Source organism: Mesorhizobium sp. U510 (assembly GCF_059180695.1).
The window spans coordinates 5,923,966-5,942,970 of the sequence record NZ_CP180532.1; the positions used below are offsets into that span (position 1 = coordinate 5,923,966).

Below are 19,005 nucleotides of genomic sequence, written 5' to 3' on the forward strand. Positions count from 1 at the left end.
GTGGAATTTTTTTGCCGGGGTGAACTTGTGGAGCGCGCGCGCTGCGGCCCAACGAGCGAAAATCGCTTCGCACCATTTTAAATCTTGACGCGTGTCAATTTTTTATAAAACATGCGCAAACGCTGATGGGGCTAGGTCAGCGCTCTGGGAGGAGAAATGCCTGACATGGAAAAGGTCCCGACCGGGGTCCGTCGTCCGCGAGACGTTTGGCGTTCGCCGGGCCGCAGGCCGCGTGGCGTTGCCGATGCAAGCATGGCTCTCGCAGCACCGGCCACGGGCGTCCGTGGGCTTGCCGACAAGACACATCCAACAATCAAGAAGCGGAGGAACAAAATGCGCATCTTCAACGGCCTGACGCTTGGCGCGGGCCTGCTGGCAACCATCGTCACGGCGCCGTCCCATGCCGAGGACGCGGCCAAGGTCGCGGCCATCGTCAAGGGCCTCGACAACCCCTTCTTCCAGACCATGCAGAAGGGCATCGAGGAGCAAGGCAAGACCAGTGGCGTCAATGTCAGCGTCCAGGCCGCCGCCAATATGGGCGACGCCACCGGCCAGGCCGACCGCCTGACCGCCATGGCCATGCAGGACTTCGATTGCTACCTGGTCAATCCGATCAGCGTCTCCAACCTCGTCCAGGCTTTGGTGCCGGTCGCCCAGAAGAAGAAGCCGATCGTCAACATCGACTCGACCATCGACGCCGAACAGGCCAAGGCCGCCGGCTTTGCCGTCTCGACCTATATCGGCACCGACAATGTCGCCGCCGGCGCGCTGGCCGGCGAGGAAATGCTGAAGCTGGTGCCCAAGGGCGCCAAGGTGGCGTTGATCGCCGGCATCGTCGGCGATGTCGGCTCCAATGCCCGCATCAAGGGCTTCAAGCAGGCCGTCGAGGGCAAGCTCGAGGTCGTGGTGATGGTGAGCGCCGACTGGGATCGTGAGAAGGCGTTGACCGCCGCCACCGACATCCTCGCGGCGCACCCGGATCTTGCCGGCTTCTTCGCCGCCAACGACATCATGGCGCTCGGCGTCGAACGCGCCGTGCAGACCTCGGGCAAGGACGTCAAGGTGATCGGCCTCGACGGCATCGTCGACGCGCTGAAATCGATCGCGGCAGGCGAACTCACGGCCACCGTCGCCCAATATCCCTATGTCGTCGGCGCCATGGGTGTCGAAGCCTGTGCATTGGCCGCCAAGGGCAAGGAACTGCCCGCCAACGTGCCCGCACCCGTGCTCCTGATCAACAAGGCCAATGCCGACGCCTCGCTGAAGAACTTTCCGCGTCCCGGCGGCGATTATCCCGATCCCTTCCGCGAGATGCTGAAGTGAGCAATCCCACGGACAACGCGCCCGTCGCCCATTCGGCGGGCGCGGCGGAGGAGAGCCGCCCCTCCCTGTCGGCTCTCCTCCTGGATCCTTCCTTCTGGGCCGACTGGGCGTCCGTCGTCGGCCTGGTCGGTCTCGTCATCGTCTTCGGCATCGCCCAGCCGGTCTTTCTCAGCGTCGCCAATCTGCAGGCGCTCTTGCTGGCGGCGGCTATCCTGGTCGTGTTGTCGATCGGCCAGACCTTCGTCGTCGCGACGTCAGGCATCGACCTGTCACTGGCGGCGGCCGTCATGCTTGGCGCCATCATCCTCGGTCTCGTCAACGCGGCCGGCTACGGCATCTTCATCGCCTGCGTGCTCGCGGTGCTCGCCACCAGCGCCATCGGCTTCCTCAACGGCCTCATCATCACCGCCGGCAAGATCCCCGATTTCGTGGTGACGCTCGGCACGCTGTCTGGCATCACCGGGCTTGGCCTGATCCTGTCGGGCGGCGAACCGACGATGGTCGGCTCGACCTTCCTGCTGAAACTCGCTTCGGGCTCGTTCGGGCCGTTCGGCTATCCGGTCTGGGTGGCGATCGCGGCCGTGATTGTGGCCCATATCGCGCTCTACCACACGCGCTTCGGCGTCCATCTCTTGGCGACCGGCGGCCAGGTCGAAAGCGCCGGCGCGCTCGGCATTCGCACCAACCGCGTCAAGATCGCCGCCTACACCATCTCCGGCTTCTGCGCCGGCATTGCGGCCATCCTGCTGGTTGCCCGCATCGGCTCGGCCGAACCGCAGATCAACACCAGCCTGCTCTTGAATTCCGTGGCGGCGGTGGTGCTGGGCGGCGTCAGCCTGTTCGGCGGCCGCGCCAGCATATTGGGCCCGGCCATCGGCGCGCTGATGCTCACCGCGCTGGTCAACGGGCTGACGCTGCTCAACGTCTCGGCCTTCTACCAACCGCTTGCCGTGGGCGCCATCGTGGTGCTGGCAGCGCTGATCATGCGGTACCAGAAATGAGCGCCGTCAGCCTTTCCTCCGCCTCGGACTCGATCATCGCCTGCAATGGCCTGAGCAAGCATTTCGGCGGCGTGCGCGCCTTCACCGACGTCGCCTTCCAGGCGCGCCGCGGCGAGGTCACCGCCGTCATTGGCGACAATGGCGCCGGCAAGTCGACGCTGATCCGCTGCCTGGTCGGCGTGCATGTGCCGGATGCCGGCTCGATCGTCTTTGACGGTCGCGAGCACCCCTTCTCCAACCCGGACGGGGCGCGCAAGGCCGGCATCGAGACCGTGCACCAGAACCTGGCGCTGATCGACGAACTGACGGTGGCGCAGAACCTGTTCCTCAACCGCGAGCTCGTGCGCCGCATCGGCCCCTTCGCTTTCCTCGACCGCAAGGCGATGAAGCGCGAGGCCCGTTCCATGCTGTCGCGCCTGTCGATCAACGTGCCGTCGATCAATCAGCGTGTGCGCCGCCTGTCGGGTGGCCAGCGGCAGGCGATCTCGATCTGCCGCGCCGTCGGCTCCGGCGCCAAGCTGGTGGTGATGGACGAACCGACGGCAGCGCTTGGCGTGCAGGAGACCGCCAATGTCGAGGCGTTGATCCGCCGCCTGCGCGAACAATCGGTCTCGGTCATCCTGGTCAGCCATAATTTCGATCAGGTGCGGCGCCTGTCCGACCAGATCTGGGTGATGCGGGCGGGAAAGATGGCGGCGACGGTGCGTGCCTCGGAGACGTCAGGCAACGAACTGGTCGCGCTGGTCACCGGAGCGGCGTGATCTGCCCAACCGTGAAATCAATCGTTGGCCGCTTCGGCCAACCCTACAAAATGAAATCAAGGGAGTTTGAGAGTGGCACCACTTCGTGTCGGGCTTGTGGGTCTTGGGGAGGTCGCGCAGTCGATCCATCTGCCTGTTCTGGCTGACCAGCGCGACTGCTGGGCAATCGCGGGCGTCTTCGACGTCTCTCCGAGCCTGGTGGCGCTCGTCACATCCGAATATGCCGCCAGAGCCTTCGACACGGCCGAGGCGCTGATCAATTCACCCGACATCGACGTCGTCTTCGTTCTGTCGTCGGACGACACCCACAGCCGCTTTGTGCGCACTGCCATGCAAGCCGACAAGCACATTTTGCTGGAAAAACCCGCTTGTCTCACGGTGCGTGAGATCGACGAGTTGCTGGCGCTGATGCCGGCCTACAGGAAGACCCTGTTCGTCGGCTATATGCGCCGCTACGCGCCGGCCTACCTGGCGGCCCGGGACGAATTGCCCGCCCATGCCGACATTACCCATGTCCGCATCTTCGACCTGATCTCGGAGGGCCGGCATTTCCTGAAGAAGAGCCGGAACATCCTCTACCCCAACGACATCGACCCTGCCCTACTGGCGCGCGGCGCCAGGGAGCGCGACGCGCTGATCCGCGAGGTTGTCGGCACCGACGCGCCGGCTGACCTGGTGCGCGCCTATCGCGGGCTGACGGCGTTGTCCTCGCACCACATCTCGGCGATGCGCGGGCTCATTGGCGAGCCCAAGGGCGTGGTCGCCGCGCACCGCACCAATGGCGGCGCCAACACCTCGGTCACCTTCGATTACGGCCATTTCGCTTGCCTCTATGACGCGGTGGTCGACGATCTCGGCCTGTTCGACGCCATGATCGAAGTGCGCTCCAACACCCGGCGCGTGCGCATCATCTACGACACGCCCTACATCCGCAGCCTGCCGACCCGGCTGGAAGTGACCGAAGCCGGCCCGCTCGGCCCGGTGACGAAAAGCTTCGGCCCGCTTTATGGCGATGCTTTCTCCAACGAACTGGAGATTTTCCACCGCCACATCGCTGAAGGCACCAAGCCGTTGACCGACCTCGCCGATTCCCGCCGCGACCTGGCGCTGATGGCCGGGATCATCGAGAGGATGAAGGAGAGCGGCGGGGACGCCTGAGCCCTACCGGCAAGGTACAGGCAGGAACAATACGTTCCGACAAAGACTGCCGATTGGCCCTTGCCGAAGCCGGCGGGCTCGCTCATCCATGGCGTGCGGACAACAGCCTGGAACCAGTGATGACCTATGCCAGCCTTCACCTCGTCGAAGCGACGATCGACCAACTGCGCCGCGCCCTCGATGACGGCACGGTCACCAGTGTCGAGCTGGTCGCGGCGTATCTCAGGCGCATCGCGCATTTCGACCGGCATGGTATCAGCCTCAACGCCGTCCCCGTGCTCAATCCAGCTATGTTCGAAGAAGCCGCCGCTTCCGACCAGCGGCGGCGCGAAGGTGCTGTACTCGGGCCGCTCGACGGCATCCCCTACACCGCCAAGAACAGCTACAAGGTCAAAGGCCTGACGGTCGCGTCCGGCTCGCCGGCCTTCGAACATTTGGTCGCCTATGAGGACGCCTTCACCATCGCCCGGCTGCGCGCCGGCGGGGCGGTGCTGATCGGCCTCACCAACATGCCGCCGATGGCCAATGGCGGCATGCAGCGCGGCATCTATGGCCGCGCCGAAAGCCCCTACAATGCCGATTACCTGACCGCCGCCTTCGCGTCGGGGTCATCGAATGGTTCGGGCACTGCAACGGCCGCCAGCTTCTGCGCCTTCGGTCTAGGCGAGGAGACCTGGTCGTCCGGCCGGGCGCCAGCCACCAACAATGCGCTCGTCGCCTACACCCCGTCGCGCGGGGTCATTTCCGTGCGCGGCAACTGGCCGCTGGTGCCGACGATGGATGTCGTGGTGCCGCACACGCGGACCATGCAAGATATGCTGGAGTTGCTCGACGTGATCGTCGCCGACGACCCGCAGACGCGGGGCGATTTCTGGCGCGCGCAGCCCTGGGTCAAACTGCCGAAAAGCGCCGACCTACGGCCGCAACGCTATACCGATCTGGTATTTGCGGGCTCGCTAAAGGGCAAGCGGCTCGGCGTTCCAAGAATGTATATCGGCCGCGACAGCGAGGCCGACAAACCGATCGAAACCCGCGCCTCGGTGCTTGCCCTGTGGGAGCAGGCGGCGGCCGATCTCAAGCGGCTTGGCGCAGAGGTGGTCGAGGTCGATTTTCCCGTCGTCTCCAATTACGAGCGCGACCGTCGCGGCGCCCGCACCATGGTCGAGCGCGGGCTGGTGCCGCCGGATTTCGCCGACCGCGAAATCTGGGATCTCTGCATGTGGGGCTGGGACGATTTCCTGCGCGCCAACGCCGACCCGAACATCCCCGATCTCGCTTCGGTGGATGGCCCAAGGATTTTCCCGCAGCCGCCGGGCACATTGCCTGATCGCTACGAGGGCGGCTTCGACCTGGCGGAGTATGTCGAGCGCGCCAAATCCGGCGTCACGCCCTTCAGGGATATCCCGACGCTTGAAGAGGGCCTGAAGGGGCTGGAAGCGACACGGCGGATCGATTTCGAGGACTGGCTCGACGCGCAAGGCATCGACGCCGTGGTGCTGCCCGCCGCCGCCGATGTCGGCCCGGCCGACGCCGACATCAACGAGGCGTCGGCGGACCTTGCCTGGCGCAACGGCACCTGGGTCGCCAACGGCAATCTGGTCTGGCGCCATTTCGGCATTCCGACCGTCACCGTGCCGATGGGCACGATGCCCGATATCGGCATGCCGGTCGGCCTGACCTTCGCCGGCAAGGCCTATGACGACGAAAGCCTGCTGCGCATGGCCGGCGACTACGAGACCGCCACCCAGCGCCGCACAAGCCCGCCCCGCACGCCTGAACTCGCCGACGATGTGTTTTCAGGTCGACCCAGCCAAGCTGGCAACGGTGAGGCACGTCCGCTCGCAATCGCGCTTGCCGCAGAGACGCTGACCTCAGGCGATCAGCATGAGATCACCATCACGCTCGACCTGCCGGCCGAGGCGGAGAACGCCAGCATCAAAGTGCATGTCAACGGACAGACGGTCGCGATGCAGCGGAGCGGCCCGCACTTCAGCGGGCGTGTGTTTGTGCCGGCCGCCGAGCATCAGCGGTTCCACAGCGTCTGGTGTGGTTCGTATGGCTCGATCGTAACCGCGGTGGTGCGGCTTGAGGATGGACGCACCGTTGGCGCCTATGTGGTCACGGGCGGAATTGGGTGAGGGCTGGGCTATGATGCACGGTTGGCGGCGATGAAGGCATCAATCGATCCGAAGAACGTCGGCAGTTCGGCCTTGATCTTCTCGTCGCTCCACTCCCACCAGCGAATAGCGAGCAAACTGGCGATCTGGTCATCCGTAAATCTGTTCCGGATCAACCTGGCAGGATTTCCGGCGACCACCGCGTAGGGTGCGACGTCCTTCGTGACGATCGAGCCGGCTCCGACAACGGCACCGTCTCCAATGGTTATTCCCGGCAGGATGATTGCGCGTCGTCCAATCCAGACATCGTTGCCGATTTTTGTCGGCCCGTTGACCACCAGATCATCATAGGCCGCGATCGAATTTGTCATGTGGACTTCGAATGGAAAAGTCGAGACAAAGTGCGTCGGATGATTGGCACGACAAAGGAATAGCGTCTCCTCCGCTATGGAGCAGAACGCTCCTATCTCAAGCGGTGAGGTCTCGTCACAGCCAAAGATATTGCTGGGCTTTGTGTAGAAGAGTGTTCTACGGCCAATCGATGCATGCTGCGGTATGTTTTCCGGCTTTGGAGCTCGTCGAAGGCCGAGCATGGTTCGAAGTTTTCTTGCAAATCCCATTTGTTTCTAAGCCATGGTTGGTCTCGACCGACCGTCACAGAAGGTGGGCGCCGCAGAGCACCACCATTGCCGCTATCCCCGCGCCGCCCAAAGCAAACCACGCTCGACAATCACCGCCATTTCCGGCACCGCGAACTCATCCGCCGTGTGCCCAAGCGAACTGTAGAAAACCTTTCCCGCGCCATACCGACGCTTCCAGACCACCGGCATCACGACCCCGTCAATGCCCGGGAAATGCGCGTCGCTGAAAGTGGTGGTCGCCAGCACCTCGTTGCTAGGGTCGACATGCATGTAATACTGCTCCGACCGGTAGGCGAAATCACCGACGCCTTTGGTGATCGGGTCGTCGGGTTGTGTGATCACCACCCGATAGTCGATGATGTTGCCGGGGTGCGCGACCCATTGGCCGCCGGTCATGAACTGGTAATCGGGCTCGTTGCGGAAACTGTCGCCCATCGTGCCGTGGAAGCCGCCAAGGCCTGTTCCTTCGCGAACCGCGGCAGTCAGGTTCTGCAGCTCGGCCTTTTCGATCGTCGACATGGTGATGGCAGGCACGATGAGATCGAAGGAAGGCAGTTCCGGATCGGCGAACATCGCCGTGCCCTCGCCCAGCGTGACATCGAAGCCGTTGCGCTCAAGCAGCGCGCGAATGACGTTGGCGCTGCGTTCCGGCGTGTGGCCTTCCCAACCGCCCCAGGCAATCAAAGCCTTCTTCCCCATGCCGTAACCTCCTGAATCGCCCGCCGCGATCGATGGTTACATGGCGCGGCCGTCAGCGCCAGCCCAGGGCCGGCGCGACATGGGTCAGGATCGCCTCGATGACATGGGCGTTGTAGTCGACGCCGAGCTGGTTGGGTACGGTGAGCAGCAGCGTGTCGGCCTCCGCGATCGCCTCGTCCTGCGCCAATTCCTTGATCAGCACGTCGGGCTCGGCGGCGTAGCTGCGGCCGAAGATCGCCCGCGTATTCTCCTCGATGAAGCCGATCTGATCGCGGCTCTCATTGCCGCGGCCGAAATAGGCGCGGTCGCGGTCGTCGACCAGCGCGAAGATGCTGCGGCTGACCGAGACGCGCGGCTCGCGCTCGTGCCCGGCCGCTTTCCAGGCCTCGCGATAGATCCGGATCTGTTCGGCCTGCTGGATATGGAACGGCTTGCCGCTCTCGTCGAACTTCAGCGTCGAGCTCTGCAGATTCATGCCGAGCTTGGCCGCCCATTCCGAGGTGGCGTTGGTGGCAGCGCCCCACCAGATGCGCTCGCGCAGGCCTTCCGAATGCGGTTCGAGCCGAAGCAGCCCGGGCGGGTTGGGGAACATCGGCCGTGGATTGGGTTGCGCGAACCCCTCGCCGCGCAGCGTGTCGAGAAAGACCTCGGCGTGATGCCGCGCCATGTCGGCGTCGCTTTTGCCTTCCTGCGGCTGGTAGCCGAAATAGCGCCAGCCATCGATCACCTGTTCGGGCGAGCCACGGCTGATGCCGAGTTGCAGCCGGCCGCCGGCGATGATGTCGGCGGCACCTGCGTCCTCGGCCATGTAGAGCGGATTCTCATAGCGCATGTCGATGACCGCCGTGCCGATCTCGATGCGGCTGGTCTTTGCGCCGACCGCCGCCAGCAGCGGGAACGGCGAGGCGAGCTGGCGGGCGAAATGATGCACGCGGAAATAGGCGCCGTCGGCGCCGAGCTGCTCGGCCGCGACGGCGAGATCGATGGACTGCAGCAGCGCGTCGGAAGCCGAGCGCACCTGCGATTGCGACGAGGGCGTCCAGTGCCCGAATGATAGAAAACCGATTTTTTTCATGGCCCTGAAGTATATGCGGGCGGCACTTGCTTCAATGCCAAAACAGCGGGGTTACACACCGTCACCTTGCGCCCATACTCTAGGGCTGAACGCCGTGGAGGGTGGAATGCTGAAGGGGACGCGTATCGTCGAGATCGAGGCGCTCGGGCCGGCGCCCTTCGCCGGCATGTTGCTCGCCGATCTCGGCGCCGATGTCATCGTCGTCCACCGCAAGCAGGCGCCCATGCCTGGCCTGCCCGAACGCTCGCTGCTCGATCGCGGCAAGCGCTCCATCGCGCTCGATCTCAGGGATGCCGGGAATGTCGCCGTGCTGATGCGCCTCATCGCCACCGCCGACGGCCTGATAGAGGGATTTCGGCCCGGCGTCATGGAGCGCCTCGGGCTCGGCCCGGATGCCTGCCTGGCGGTCAATCCAAAGCTGGTCTATGGCCGCATGACCGGTTGGGGCCAGGACGGTCCGCTGGCCGGCACTGCCGGCCATGACATGAACTATACCGGTGTGTCGGGCGCGCTCTGGTATGCCTCCTTGCCGGGCGAGCCGCCCATGGCGCCGCCGACGCTCACCGGCGACATAGGCGGCGGCGCGCTCTATCTGGTGATCGGCATGCTGGCCGCCATCATGAACGCGCGTGCCGGCGGCCAGGGCACGGTGGTCGACGCGGCCATCGTCGACGGCTCGGCCCACATGATGAACCTGCTGATGGTGCTCGGCCAGTCCGGCGGGCTCGTCGCCGAACGCGGCCAAAGCCTTCTCGACGGCCCGCACTGGTGCCGCGTCTATCGCACCGCCGACGGCGGTTTCATCAGCGTCCAGTGCATCGAGCCGAAATTCTACGCGCTGTTCCTCGACAGGCTCGGCCTCGCCGCCGATCCGCAATTCGCCAAGCAATTCGACCGCGATCTCTGGCCGGAGCTCGGCAACCGGCTGGCGGCGATCTTTGCCGCCAAACCGCGCGACGAATGGACCAGCCTGTTCGAAGGCTCGGATGCCTGCGTCTCCCCGGTGCTCAGCCCATGGGAAGCAGCCCGGCATCCGCACATGGCCGCGCGTGGTTCCTGGCTGGCGGTGGACGGCGTCCTGCAGGCAGCCGCTGCTCCTCGCTTTTCCGGATGGGCGCAAAAGACGCCGACCAAAGGTCCCGCGCGCGACGAACACGGCGCCGAGATTCGCGCAGAACTGGCGGATCCAGATACAAACCGTTGAAATCAGCCAGTTTCAGGCCGCTGAAAGTTGCCCCAGGTTGCCGGAAATTAGCGACAACTGGCTTGCGCTGCGCGGCCCAGCTATTTCCCGCAATGATGATCGTTGATCTTGTTCAACGCGTTCGCATCCGGCCCGACCCGGTGGTAGGAGCAGGCGCCCGCCGCCGTCGTGAACAGCTGCTGGTCGTAGTAGCGCGGACCGCCGAACAGGAAGCCGATGAAATCGTCATCGGCGGGAACGTAGCGATCCGGCTCGGCCTGGTGGTGGCGATGCCTGGACCCGGCGAATGCCGAAATTGACATGCCGCAGGCCATCGCCACGGCAAGAGCGCAGATCGCAAACCGTTTCGTCGTCATCGGCAACACCCTCCTGGCCGTTCGCATGTCCTATATAGGCAAAAATCACCAACCGAACAAAGGTTCCCTGGCACCGGTTTGCCTGCCCCTCGATTTGCATGCCCGCCGGGGCAAACTGCGCAGCGCATCACCCCCCCACACGCGCCAGGGTGTGTCGATAATTCAGGTCAGGCCGAGTCGAGAACGGTAGCTTCCGAGAACCGGAGCGGAGCGTACTTACAGTACGTGAGCACCGGAAGCGCAGGAAGCTGCCGTTCGCAGGCCGGCCTCACCTGAATATCAGTCGGTCTGGATCCAGACTGACTTGGTCTCCAGATACTCATGCAGATGCTCGATGCCGCCTTCGCGGCCATAGCCGGACATCTTCATGCCGCCGAACGGCACCGCCGGGTCGATGGCGTGGTACATATTGACCCAGACCGAGCCGGCTTTGATGCGGCGCGCCAGCTTGTGCGCGGTGCCGAGATGCGTGGTGAAGATGCCGGCGGCGAGCCCATAGGGCGTCGCATTGGCGCGCGCCACGGCCTCATCGAGCGTGTCGAAGGGCATGGCGGAAATGACCGGCCCGAAAATTTCTTCGCGCGCGATGGTCATCTTGTCCGATACAGCACCGAAGACGGTCGGCGCAATGAAGTTGCCGCCATCATAGAGCGCGCCCGTCAGCCGCGAGCCGCCGGCGACCAGTTTCGCGCCCTCGTCGCTGCCGGCCTTGATATAGCCCTCCACCTTGCCGGCCTGCCTGGCATTGATCAGCGGCCCGATTTCGGTCTCCGCCTCGATGCCGTGGCCGATGCGCAGTCTGCCGGCGAATTCCGCGACGCGGCGCACGAACTCGTCGTGGATTTCGCGCGCCACGAACAGGCGCGAGCCGGCGATGCAGATCTGGCCCGAATGCACGAACACCGCCATTGCCGCGACCGGAACGGCCTTGTCGATGTCGGCGTCGCGGCAGACGATGATCGGCGACTTGCCGCCGAGCTCCAGCGAAACCCGTTTGAGGTTGGCCACACCCGCCCGCGCGATCGCTTGTCCGGTCAGCGTCGAGCCGGTGAAGACGATCTTGTTGACGTCGGGATGCTCGGCGAGCCGCGCGCCGGCCTCGGCTCCGGTGCCGGTGACGATGTTGACGACGCCGTCAGGCACGCCGGCTTCCTGCATCAGACGCGCGATCAGCAGCGGCGTCAGCGACGCCTCCTCCGAGGGCTTCAGCACGATGGTGCAGCCAGTGGCGAGCGCCGGCGCGATCTTCCAGATCGAGGCGGCGGTCGGCGCGTTCCAGGGAATGATCGCGCCGACGACACCGACAGGCTCGCGCCGGGTGAAGGAGACGATCTCGCCAGGGATCGAATTGTCGATGGATTCGCCATGCAGCGCCGTCGCCATGCCGCCATAGAAGCGCAGCATGCCGATGACGCGGCGCCGGTTGGCCAGCGTGCGGGTGATCGGCAGCCCCATGTCGAGCGTGTCGGAGACGCTGAGCTCTTCCCAATGCGTCTCGAACAGATCGGCGATGCGCAACAGCACGCATTGCCGCTCATAGGGCGAGAATTTCGACCACGGCCCTTCGAAGGCGGCGCGTGCGGCGGCCACCGCCGCGTCGATATCGGCCGCCCCGCCGCGCGGCACCGTCGCCAGCACCTCGCCCGTCGCGGGGTTCAGCGACTGCATCTCCTGGCCGGACTGCGCCGCGACCCACTTGCCGCCGATGAACATCGGCCGGAATTCGCCATGGTAAAGCGTCGTGGCCTTCGCCCTCGGGTCGAAGCTCAGCGTCATCTCGTCCTCCAAACGAACTCCGCCGCGACTATTACTCCCGGCGCGGTCGACCTCAACAAGGAAAGATGGGCTTGGGGTCCATGCCGGCGGCGACGAGCACCGCAAACGTCGCCCGAGCGGCTGTCGGAAGCCGGCGCCGGGCACCCGCTCGCATGCTGAAAGAAGGATGGTTCAGTCGAAGAAGCCCGCATCCTCTTCGCTGAGATACTTCCTGGCCGCTTCGGCGTCGATATCGAGCCCCAGGCCAGGCGCTTCCAGCAGGTCCACCATGCTATCCCTGACGATCTGCGCCGGCAGGCCGATCACCAGCTCCTCCCACCACGGGTCCGAGGCGCTGGGATATTCGAACGCCACGTAATTGGCCGGCAAGGTGGCGCAGACATTGATCAGCGCGCCGAGGCCGAGCAGGCCGTTCGCGGTGCCGTGCGGCGCCATCAGGATCGAGTGCATGTAGGCGTGCTCGGCGACCCATTTGAGTTCGGCGATGCCGCCGATATCGGCCGGATCGGGGCCGATGACCCGCACCGCCTGCGTCTCGATCAGTTCCTTGAAATTGTGCCTGAGGTAGATCTGCTCGCCGGTATGGATCGGCGTCGAGGTGGAGGTGGTCAGCTCGCGATAGGCCTGCGGATTGACCCACGGCACATAGTCGCCGGTCAGCATGTCCTCCAGCCACATCAGATTGTACTTCTCGACCGCGCGGGCGAACTTGATCGCATCGGGCAGCATCCAGCCCGGGCCGCAGTCGAGCGCCAGGCTGACCTTGTCGCCCAGCACCTCCTTCATCGCGATCACGCAGTCGAGCATGTGATTGAAACCGCGCTCGCTGATCACGCCCTGATCCATGGCGCCGTGATAACCGGCCTTCTTCTGCGTCACGCCGTAATGGAAGCCTTCGATGCTGTCCTTCATGTTGGAGTGGAACGAGATTCCCTGCTTGACCATGAAGAAATTCTGCGGCTGCTCCATCATCCATTTGACGTCGGCGGCGTAATCCTCCGGCCGGTCGCCGGCGCGTTTCCGGCGGATCGAGCCGTTGTAGACGCGCACCTTGTCGCGCACCTTGCCGCCAAGCAGCTTATAGACCGGCACGCCCGCCGCCTTGCCGGCGATATCCCATAAGGCGTGCTCGATGGCGGAGACGGCGGCGCCATAAGGCTTGAACGAGCCGCGCTGGCGGATCTTCAGCATCACCCGCTCGACGTCGGTCGGATCCTCGCCGATCAACGCTTCGCGGAAATGCAGCACAAACGGCTTGAGGTAGGTCTTTGTGAACTCGACCTCGCCAAGGCCATGGAGGCCTTCATCGGTGATGATGCGGACGATCGGGTGCTTGCCGATGACGGCGCAGCGCAGGTCGGTGATCTTCATGGCGCAGTCCTATTTCACAGACGAGAAAGCTGTCGGCGTGAGCAGCTGGCTGCTGATATTGGCAACGATCTGCCCGTCGCGCTCCGACTCGTCGCGGGCCCTGTGCCATGCCGGATCGGTAACGAAAGCCGCCCATTTCGCCTCACGCTCGGCCAGCGATTCCCAGGCGATGAAATAGGTGAGGCGATTGCTGTTTTCGCCGATCGCCGTGGTGAAAAACCCGGCTTGGCGGATGCCATGCCTCTCCCAGATGGCCAGCGTTTGCTCGGAAAAGCGCTTGAGCAAAGCCGGCAGCCTGCCCGGCAGGCAGTCATAGATACGCAGTTCGTAGATCATGGTTTCGTCCGTTCCTTCTTCGCCTCTCCCTTGGGAGAGGTCGACACCAATGGTCGGTCGTAGGCCCTGTGAGCCTGAGGGGAATGATGGCAGGGGGCCTGGGCTAACTCCAGGTCCGGTCCCAGCTATATTCATTGTCCCAATGCTCGGTGGATTGCCATATCCCCATGACACCGGGCTGCAGATGCTGGCCGATCACCTCGTCGACCACATCATCTATGCCCAGCCCAGGTCTGTCGGGCACAGTGATGAAGCCGTCCTTGACGAGCGGCTTGGGCAGGCCGGTGACGATATCGTCCCACCAGTCGACATCGGCGGAGTGGTATTCGAGCGCCATGAAGTTTTCGGTCGCGGTGGCGACATGCGCGGCGGCCATCGCGGCGATCGGACTTTCGGCCATATGGATCGCCATGGCGACACCGTGATCCTGCGCCATGTCGCCGATCTTCTTGGTCTCGAGGATGCCCCCGCTGGTGAGCAGGTCTGGGTGGATGACGGAGAGGCCGCCGCTCTTGAGCAGCGGCTCGAAGCCTTCCTTGAGGTAGATGTCCTCGCCGGTGCAGATCGGCACAGTGGTGGCCTGCTGCAATTGCCGGTACTGTTCGGTATATTGCCAGGGGATCACATCCTCCAGCCAGGCCGGAACGTATTTCTCGATACGGCGCGACAGGCGTATGCCGTCCTGCAGCGAGATGTGGCCGACATGGTCGATGGCGAGCGGGATCTCATACCCGATCACCTCGCGAACCTCGTGGATGTACTCCTCGAGCAGATCGATCCCCTTTTCGGTGAAATGCAGGCCGGTGAACGGGTGCTGCACGTTCTGCGCGTCGTAGGCGAGATTGCGGGCCTTGCGCTCCTCAAGGGTGCCGCCACGGCCGCGTGGATTGGCATGAAACCCGTCGAGCGCTCCGGCTGGCGCGGACACGGCGCCCGGGACATGGGCGATCTGCATCAAGCCCAGATCCATCTTGAGGAAGGTGAAACCGCGATCCATGCGCTGCTTGAGGCGCTTTCCGGTTTCGGTGCCGCTCGGTTTCTCGGCGTCGGTGTCGCAATAGACGCGCACCTGATCGCGGAACTTGCCGCCGAGCATCTGGTAGATGGGGACGCCATAGGCCTTGCCTGCGAGATCCCACAGCGCGATCTCGACCGCCGACACGCCGCCGCCTTGCCGGCCGTGCCCGCCGAACTGCTTGATGCGGCGAAACAGGCGATCGATATCGCAAGGGTTCTCGCCAAGCAGCCGGCTTTTCAACATCAACGCGAAGGTGGCGCTGGCGCCGTCACGCACCTCGCCGAGCCCGACGATGCCCTGGTTGGTGTAGATCTTGAGCAGCGCCGAGGTGAATGGCGCGCCGACGATTTCGGCCACCCGCATGTCGGTGATGCGAAGGTCGGATGGCTTGGAATTCGTGTTGACCCGATTGAGAGCCTCGCCGGCTCCACCCGTCTTTGGCATGATCTATCCTCGTTCTGGTCGGGGGCTTGCGCCGCGAACGCCGCCCGGCATTGAGCGTTGCTAGCTCAGCTCGATCTCGTGGGCTTGCAGGTAATCGCGGTTCATCTCGACACCGAGACCAGGCTTCGACGTCAGCTTGAGGCTGCCGTTCGAAACGTCGAGCGGTCTGTCGATGAGATGATCGTATTTGCCCAGGTTCCATTCCGACGTTTCGAGCTTGTAGAAGTTCGGAACGGTCATCATCACCTGCGCCCCCGCGACCACGTTGATCGGCCCCGCGGCGTCATGCGGCGAGACCGGGATGTAGTAGGCTTCGCACAGGGCGGAAATCTTCTTGAGTTCGGTAATGCCGCCGGTCCAGGTGACGTCAGGCATGATGTAGTCGGCGAGCTTGTTCTCGAGCACCGGCACGAAATCCCATTTCGTGTGGCCGCGCTCGCCCCATGAGATTGGAGCACTAACCTTGTCACGCACCTGCTTGAGCGCGTTGAGGCTTTCGGGCGGACAGGGCTCCTCGAACCAGTCGATCTGGCCGGCTTCCTCCAGGCTGCGGCAGAGGCGAATGGCGGTGGGAACGTCGAAGCGGCCATGCGCATCGATGAGGATGTCGACGTCAGGACCCGCCGTTTCGCGGATCAGCGCCGTGAGTTCGGCCGCTTCGCGCTCGTCCTTGCGGGTCATGCTGCCATCGAGGTAGCCGTCCCGCTGCTCGCGCGACAGCCCATCGGGGCCGCGGCCCTGATGCGGAAAAGGGTCGAACTTGAGCCCTGTGTGCCCGGACTCGACGATGTCCCTGATTTCGCGGACCACAGCCTCCTTGCTGGTGAACTTGGCCTGGTTGGGATGGGTGTAGAGCGCGATTTCCTCGCGCACCGGACCGCCAAGCAACTCGTAGATCGGCTTGCCGAGGACTTTGCCACGGAGGTCCCAGAGGGCTATGTCGATGGCGCTCACGCATTCGACGGCGGCGCCGCGGCTGCCCATATAGGTGAAGCTGCGGAAAATCTTGTGCCACAGCTGCTCGATGCGCGCCGGGTCCTCGCCGGTCACGGAGGCACCGATCTGTCGCAGGATCGTGCAGAGCGCACGGTTGGCAAGCTTCGTCGTGGTGGTGATCTCCCCCCAGCCGCTCACGCCTTCGTCGGTCGTCACTTCGACGAACAGGTACTCCCCCCAATAGGAAGCATCGGATTTGATCAGCCACGGCCGAATGCTCGTGATTTTCATCTCTCAACTATCCTCATCTGGATGACCTAAAGAGCGGTGTTCCGGGCCGATTGATCTACCCTGCCCGCGCGGCGTTGCGCGCGCGCATGTGTTCAAGGACATGCCGCCCGGAGCCCTCGACATGGCGCGCAATGAGTTCGGCTGCCTCGTCGGCATTTCCCGCCTTCACATGCGCGATGAGCTCGCGGTGCTCGCGGATGATGGCGGCACGCCGGGCGAGCGTGAAATTGAAACGACGGCTCACGGCGCGCAGCACTTCGCGATGTTTCCACCAAAGCTCGGCGGCATGGCGGTTGTAGTGCCTCTGGTACATCACGGTGTGAAAAGCGGTGTCCAGCTCGCTGTGCCTGAACGTGTCGGCAAAATTGTTCTCTTCGATCAGACCTTGAAGACGTTCGAGTTCGGCGATGTCCTCGTCGGTGGCCATGCTCACGAACCATCGCGTCAGGGCCGGCTCGATCAGCACACCGATCTCGTAGATATCGCGGACAAAATCCTGATCTATGGGCCGCACGCGTGCCCCGCGATTGGGCAGAAAGGTGACAAAGCCTTCGCCGCGCAACAGTTGCAGGGCCTCGCGCACGGGATTGGTCGAGGTGCCGTGACGCCGGGCCAGATCGGTGACCACCAGACGCTCGTTGGCGGCGAGCCGGCCCTCGATGATGTCCTCCCTGATCAGCTCATAAAGCGAGGCGCCCTCGCTCGAGGCGCCGAGAGGATCGATCCCCTCGGGTGGCTCTGCTTTAAATTCCCGCGTGTCGGCCAAGGCCGGCTCCCCCTTCCATGAATACACACCTTTCTCGATATCACGCACGATTTCCATAAACAATGTACGATTTGTTGCGTTGACAGCCAATCTGCGATCTGAAAACGTATAAATTGCTCGAAGGGATACATTTGAGGAGATGTCCCGGCGACCGACGAGTAAGGCCGCTCGCCTCGATGCAGAGCGGCATGGGAGAGAAACCTGGAGGATACCTATGACGAGGATCACACTCGGCGGTGCCGTCCTGCGCGGCACTGTCTCCACTGCATTGATCGCATCGTTGATGTCCGCACCGGCTCTGGGCGCGGCGCCGGTCGACTTGAGCAAGTGGTCGCCGGAATATGTGCGCTCCATTGCGGGCACGCAGGAATTTGACACGGCCGCCGATTGCGGCAAGGTCACCCCGCTCGACTACAAGGGGCGACTGACCTTCTGGTATCAGGGCGTGTTCGAGGGCGACCCCGATCTCTTGCGCCAGTACTACAAGGATTTCTTCGAGACCTTCCGCAAGACCTATCCGAACATCCAGCTCGAGGAACAGGCCCTCACCTACAACGATCTCCTGGACAAATTCCGCACGGCGCTCCTTGGCAATGCGGCGCCGATGGCGGTCCGCCTGCAAATCCTGGGTGGCACCGAGTTCGCTTCAAAGGGCTATCTGCAGCCGCTCAAGCCCGAGGATGTAGGGTATTCGGCGGATGATTTCTGGCCCGGCGCCATGAAAGCCGTGACCTGGGACGGCGTGACCTACGGCATTCCAACCAACAATGAGACGATGGCGTTCATCTGGAACGCCGATATCTTCAAGCGCGCGGGCCTCGATCCGGACAAGGCTCCGGCAACCTGGGACGACGTCGTCAAGTATTCCAAGCAGATCCATGACAAGCTCGGCATTGCCGGTTACGGCCTCGTGGCCCGCAAGAATGCCGGCAATACCCCGTACCGCTTCATGCCTCAGTTATGGGCCTATGGCGGCGGCGTCTTCGACGAAACCTCGGCGAACCCGACCTATCAGCAGATCGAGCTCGACAGCCCGCAGAGCAAGGCCGCGCTGCAAGCCTCTTACGACATGTATGTCCGCGACAAGTCGGTTCCGGTCTCGGCACTCACCAACCAGCAGGCCGACAACCAGCCGCTGTTCCTCGCCGGCCAGCTCGGCATGATGATCTCGCACCCGTCCGACTACAATGTCATGCTCGACCTGCAGAAGAAGGCGACCGGCACCGACAAGGACAAGGCGCAGACCGTCATCGACAACATGCGCTACGGCCTGATCCCGACCGGCCCTGACGGCAAGCGCGCCGTCGTCTTCGGCGGCTCGAACATTCACATCCTGAAGCCCGAATATGTCGAGGGCGGCAAGGTGGACGAACCGGCCGCGAAGGCTATCATCTGCATGTGGACCAGCCCGGAATGGTCGCTGAAGATGGCCTATGCCGGCTCGAACCCGGGCAATCTCAACGGCTTCAAGACCAAATGGATGAAAGAGCGTCTGGACAGCATCAAGTTCCTCGATGTCACGACCTCGATGTTGCCATACGGCATCCCGTTCCCGGCGCTGCCGCAATCTCCCGAGATCATGAACATCATCATCCCGGACATGCTGCAGAATGCCCTGACTGGAGCGATGACCGTCGATCAGGCAGCGGACGACGCGGCCAAGAAGGTGAAAGACCTGATGGGCGGACTCTAGTCCGAGCCTGACCTGCGATCCTGACCGGCTGCCCCAAGG

General features: G+C 63.8%; 17 protein-coding genes. 7 read left to right on the top strand and 10 right to left on the bottom strand.

Annotated elements, in window-relative coordinates:
* The first annotated feature begins 333 nt into the window (after positions 1–333).
* The 5 genes from ACLGL5_RS30645 (at position 334) to ACLGL5_RS30665 (ending at position 6,381) form a co-directional block, all read left to right on the top strand.
* Positions 334–1,323: a sugar ABC transporter substrate-binding protein gene (locus ACLGL5_RS30645; RefSeq protein ID WP_027047129.1), complete on the top strand. Its 990-nt coding sequence runs from the start codon at positions 334–336 to the stop codon at positions 1,321–1,323.
* On the top strand, positions 1,320–2,324 hold the full coding sequence (locus tag ACLGL5_RS30650; protein ID WP_019859719.1) for an ABC transporter permease: 1,005 nt from the start codon (positions 1,320–1,322) through the stop codon (positions 2,322–2,324). Before ACLGL5_RS30645 ends, ACLGL5_RS30650 begins: the two co-directional genes overlap by 4 nt.
* A complete protein-coding gene (locus ACLGL5_RS30655; protein ID WP_038648565.1) occupies positions 2,321–3,085 on the top strand; it encodes an ATP-binding cassette domain-containing protein in 765 nt (254 codons plus the stop codon). The genes ACLGL5_RS30650 and ACLGL5_RS30655 overlap by 4 nt, the downstream gene beginning before the upstream one ends.
* Before the next feature lie 72 nt (positions 3,086–3,157).
* Positions 3,158–4,243 carry a Gfo/Idh/MocA family protein gene (locus ACLGL5_RS30660; RefSeq protein ID WP_069092757.1) on the top strand — a complete coding sequence of 362 codons (1,086 nt, stop codon included), beginning with the start codon at positions 3,158–3,160 and terminating at the stop codon, positions 4,241–4,243.
* 119 nt (positions 4,244–4,362) lie between these two features.
* Positions 4,363–6,381 (top strand): amidase, encoded by a 2,019-nt coding sequence (locus ACLGL5_RS30665; RefSeq protein WP_069093483.1) that lies wholly within the window; start codon positions 4,363–4,365, stop codon positions 6,379–6,381.
* A gap of 8 nt (positions 6,382–6,389) precedes the next feature.
* On the opposite strand, the gene ACLGL5_RS30670 is transcribed toward ACLGL5_RS30665, so the two are convergent.
* The 3 genes from ACLGL5_RS30670 to ACLGL5_RS30680 all read right to left on the bottom strand — a co-directional run bounded on the left by ACLGL5_RS30670 (position 6,390) and on the right by ACLGL5_RS30680 (position 8,775).
* Entirely contained in the window at positions 6,390–6,731 is a 342-nt protein-coding gene (locus tag ACLGL5_RS30670) for a CatB-related O-acetyltransferase (protein WP_019859723.1), read from the bottom strand.
* Between the two features lie 321 nt (positions 6,732–7,052).
* The gene (locus ACLGL5_RS30675; protein WP_064985978.1) at positions 7,053–7,700 is read right to left on the bottom strand and encodes a ThuA domain-containing protein; all 648 of its coding nucleotides are present in this window, start codon (positions 7,698–7,700) and stop codon (positions 7,053–7,055) included.
* A gap of 52 nt (positions 7,701–7,752) precedes the next feature.
* On the bottom strand, positions 7,753–8,775 hold the full coding sequence (locus tag ACLGL5_RS30680; protein WP_056570824.1) for an LLM class flavin-dependent oxidoreductase: 1,023 nt from the start codon (positions 8,773–8,775) through the stop codon (positions 7,753–7,755).
* Between the two features lie 106 nt (positions 8,776–8,881).
* Here ACLGL5_RS30680 and ACLGL5_RS30685 point away from each other — a divergent pair, with 106 nt between their 5' ends.
* On the top strand, positions 8,882–9,979 hold the full coding sequence (locus tag ACLGL5_RS30685; protein ID WP_069092758.1) for a CaiB/BaiF CoA transferase family protein: 1,098 nt from the start codon (positions 8,882–8,884) through the stop codon (positions 9,977–9,979).
* 80 nt (positions 9,980–10,059) lie between these two features.
* Here ACLGL5_RS30685 and ACLGL5_RS30690 read toward each other — a convergent pair whose 3' ends face one another.
* The 7 genes from ACLGL5_RS30690 to ACLGL5_RS30720 form a co-directional block, all read right to left on the bottom strand.
* Positions 10,060–10,335: a hypothetical protein gene (locus ACLGL5_RS30690; RefSeq protein ID WP_069092759.1), complete on the bottom strand. Its 276-nt coding sequence runs from the start codon at positions 10,333–10,335 to the stop codon at positions 10,060–10,062.
* A gap of 279 nt (positions 10,336–10,614) precedes the next feature.
* Positions 10,615–12,111 carry an aldehyde dehydrogenase family protein gene (locus ACLGL5_RS30695; protein WP_069092760.1) on the bottom strand — a complete coding sequence of 499 codons (1,497 nt, stop codon included), beginning with the start codon at positions 12,109–12,111 and terminating at the stop codon, positions 10,615–10,617.
* A gap of 171 nt (positions 12,112–12,282) precedes the next feature.
* Positions 12,283–13,482 (bottom strand): mandelate racemase/muconate lactonizing enzyme family protein, encoded by a 1,200-nt coding sequence (locus tag ACLGL5_RS30700; protein WP_038648575.1) that lies wholly within the window; start codon positions 13,480–13,482, stop codon positions 12,283–12,285.
* A gap of 9 nt (positions 13,483–13,491) precedes the next feature.
* Entirely contained in the window at positions 13,492–13,818 is a 327-nt protein-coding gene (locus ACLGL5_RS30705) for an NIPSNAP family protein (protein ID WP_064986113.1), read from the bottom strand.
* Positions 13,819–13,921: 103 nt separating this feature from the next.
* Complete coding sequence (locus ACLGL5_RS30710) at positions 13,922–15,280, bottom strand: mandelate racemase/muconate lactonizing enzyme family protein (protein ID WP_069092761.1); 1,359 nt, start codon at positions 15,278–15,280, stop codon at positions 13,922–13,924.
* A 60-nt stretch (positions 15,281–15,340) separates the two neighbouring features.
* The gene (locus ACLGL5_RS30715; protein WP_069092762.1) at positions 15,341–16,507 is read right to left on the bottom strand and encodes a mandelate racemase/muconate lactonizing enzyme family protein; all 1,167 of its coding nucleotides are present in this window, start codon (positions 16,505–16,507) and stop codon (positions 15,341–15,343) included.
* A gap of 55 nt (positions 16,508–16,562) precedes the next feature.
* The gene (locus ACLGL5_RS30720) at positions 16,563–17,273 is read right to left on the bottom strand and encodes a GntR family transcriptional regulator (RefSeq protein ID WP_027047133.1); all 711 of its coding nucleotides are present in this window, start codon (positions 17,271–17,273) and stop codon (positions 16,563–16,565) included.
* A gap of 214 nt (positions 17,274–17,487) precedes the next feature.
* On the opposite strand from ACLGL5_RS30720, the gene ACLGL5_RS30725 reads away from it, so the two are divergent.
* Complete coding sequence (locus ACLGL5_RS30725) at positions 17,488–18,966, top strand: ABC transporter substrate-binding protein (protein ID WP_019859737.1); 1,479 nt, start codon at positions 17,488–17,490, stop codon at positions 18,964–18,966.
* The last annotated feature ends 39 nt before the right edge of the window (positions 18,967–19,005 follow it).

Excerpts from the sequence above, each read along its gene's own strand:
- ACLGL5_RS30710 (WP_069092761.1), bottom strand. The coding sequence starts at position 15,280 with ATGCCAAAGACGGGTGGAGCCGGCGAGGCTCTCAATCGGGTCAACACG.
- ACLGL5_RS30665 (WP_069093483.1), top strand. The coding sequence starts at position 4,363 with ATGACCTATGCCAGCCTTCACCTCGTCGAAGCGACGATCGACCAACTG.
- ACLGL5_RS30645 (WP_027047129.1), top strand. The coding sequence starts at position 334 with ATGCGCATCTTCAACGGCCTGACGCTTGGCGCGGGCCTGCTGGCAACC.
- ACLGL5_RS30715 (WP_069092762.1), bottom strand. The coding sequence starts at position 16,507 with ATGAAAATCACGAGCATTCGGCCGTGGCTGATCAAATCCGATGCTTCC.
- ACLGL5_RS30685 (WP_069092758.1), top strand. The coding sequence starts at position 8,882 with ATGCTGAAGGGGACGCGTATCGTCGAGATCGAGGCGCTCGGGCCGGCG.
- ACLGL5_RS30695 (WP_069092760.1), bottom strand. The coding sequence starts at position 12,111 with ATGACGCTGAGCTTCGACCCGAGGGCGAAGGCCACGACGCTTTACCAT.
- ACLGL5_RS30675 (WP_064985978.1), bottom strand. The coding sequence starts at position 7,700 with ATGGGGAAGAAGGCTTTGATTGCCTGGGGCGGTTGGGAAGGCCACACG.
- ACLGL5_RS30670 (WP_019859723.1), bottom strand. The coding sequence starts at position 6,731 with ATGACAAATTCGATCGCGGCCTATGATGATCTGGTGGTCAACGGGCCG.
- ACLGL5_RS30705 (WP_064986113.1), bottom strand. The coding sequence starts at position 13,818 with ATGATCTACGAACTGCGTATCTATGACTGCCTGCCGGGCAGGCTGCCG.
- ACLGL5_RS30690 (WP_069092759.1), bottom strand. The coding sequence starts at position 10,335 with ATGACGACGAAACGGTTTGCGATCTGCGCTCTTGCCGTGGCGATGGCC.
- ACLGL5_RS30700 (WP_038648575.1), bottom strand. The coding sequence starts at position 13,482 with ATGAAGATCACCGACCTGCGCTGCGCCGTCATCGGCAAGCACCCGATC.
- ACLGL5_RS30655 (WP_038648565.1), top strand. The coding sequence starts at position 2,321 with ATGAGCGCCGTCAGCCTTTCCTCCGCCTCGGACTCGATCATCGCCTGC.
- ACLGL5_RS30725 (WP_019859737.1), top strand. The coding sequence starts at position 17,488 with ATGACGAGGATCACACTCGGCGGTGCCGTCCTGCGCGGCACTGTCTCC.
- ACLGL5_RS30680 (WP_056570824.1), bottom strand. The coding sequence starts at position 8,775 with ATGAAAAAAATCGGTTTTCTATCATTCGGGCACTGGACGCCCTCGTCG.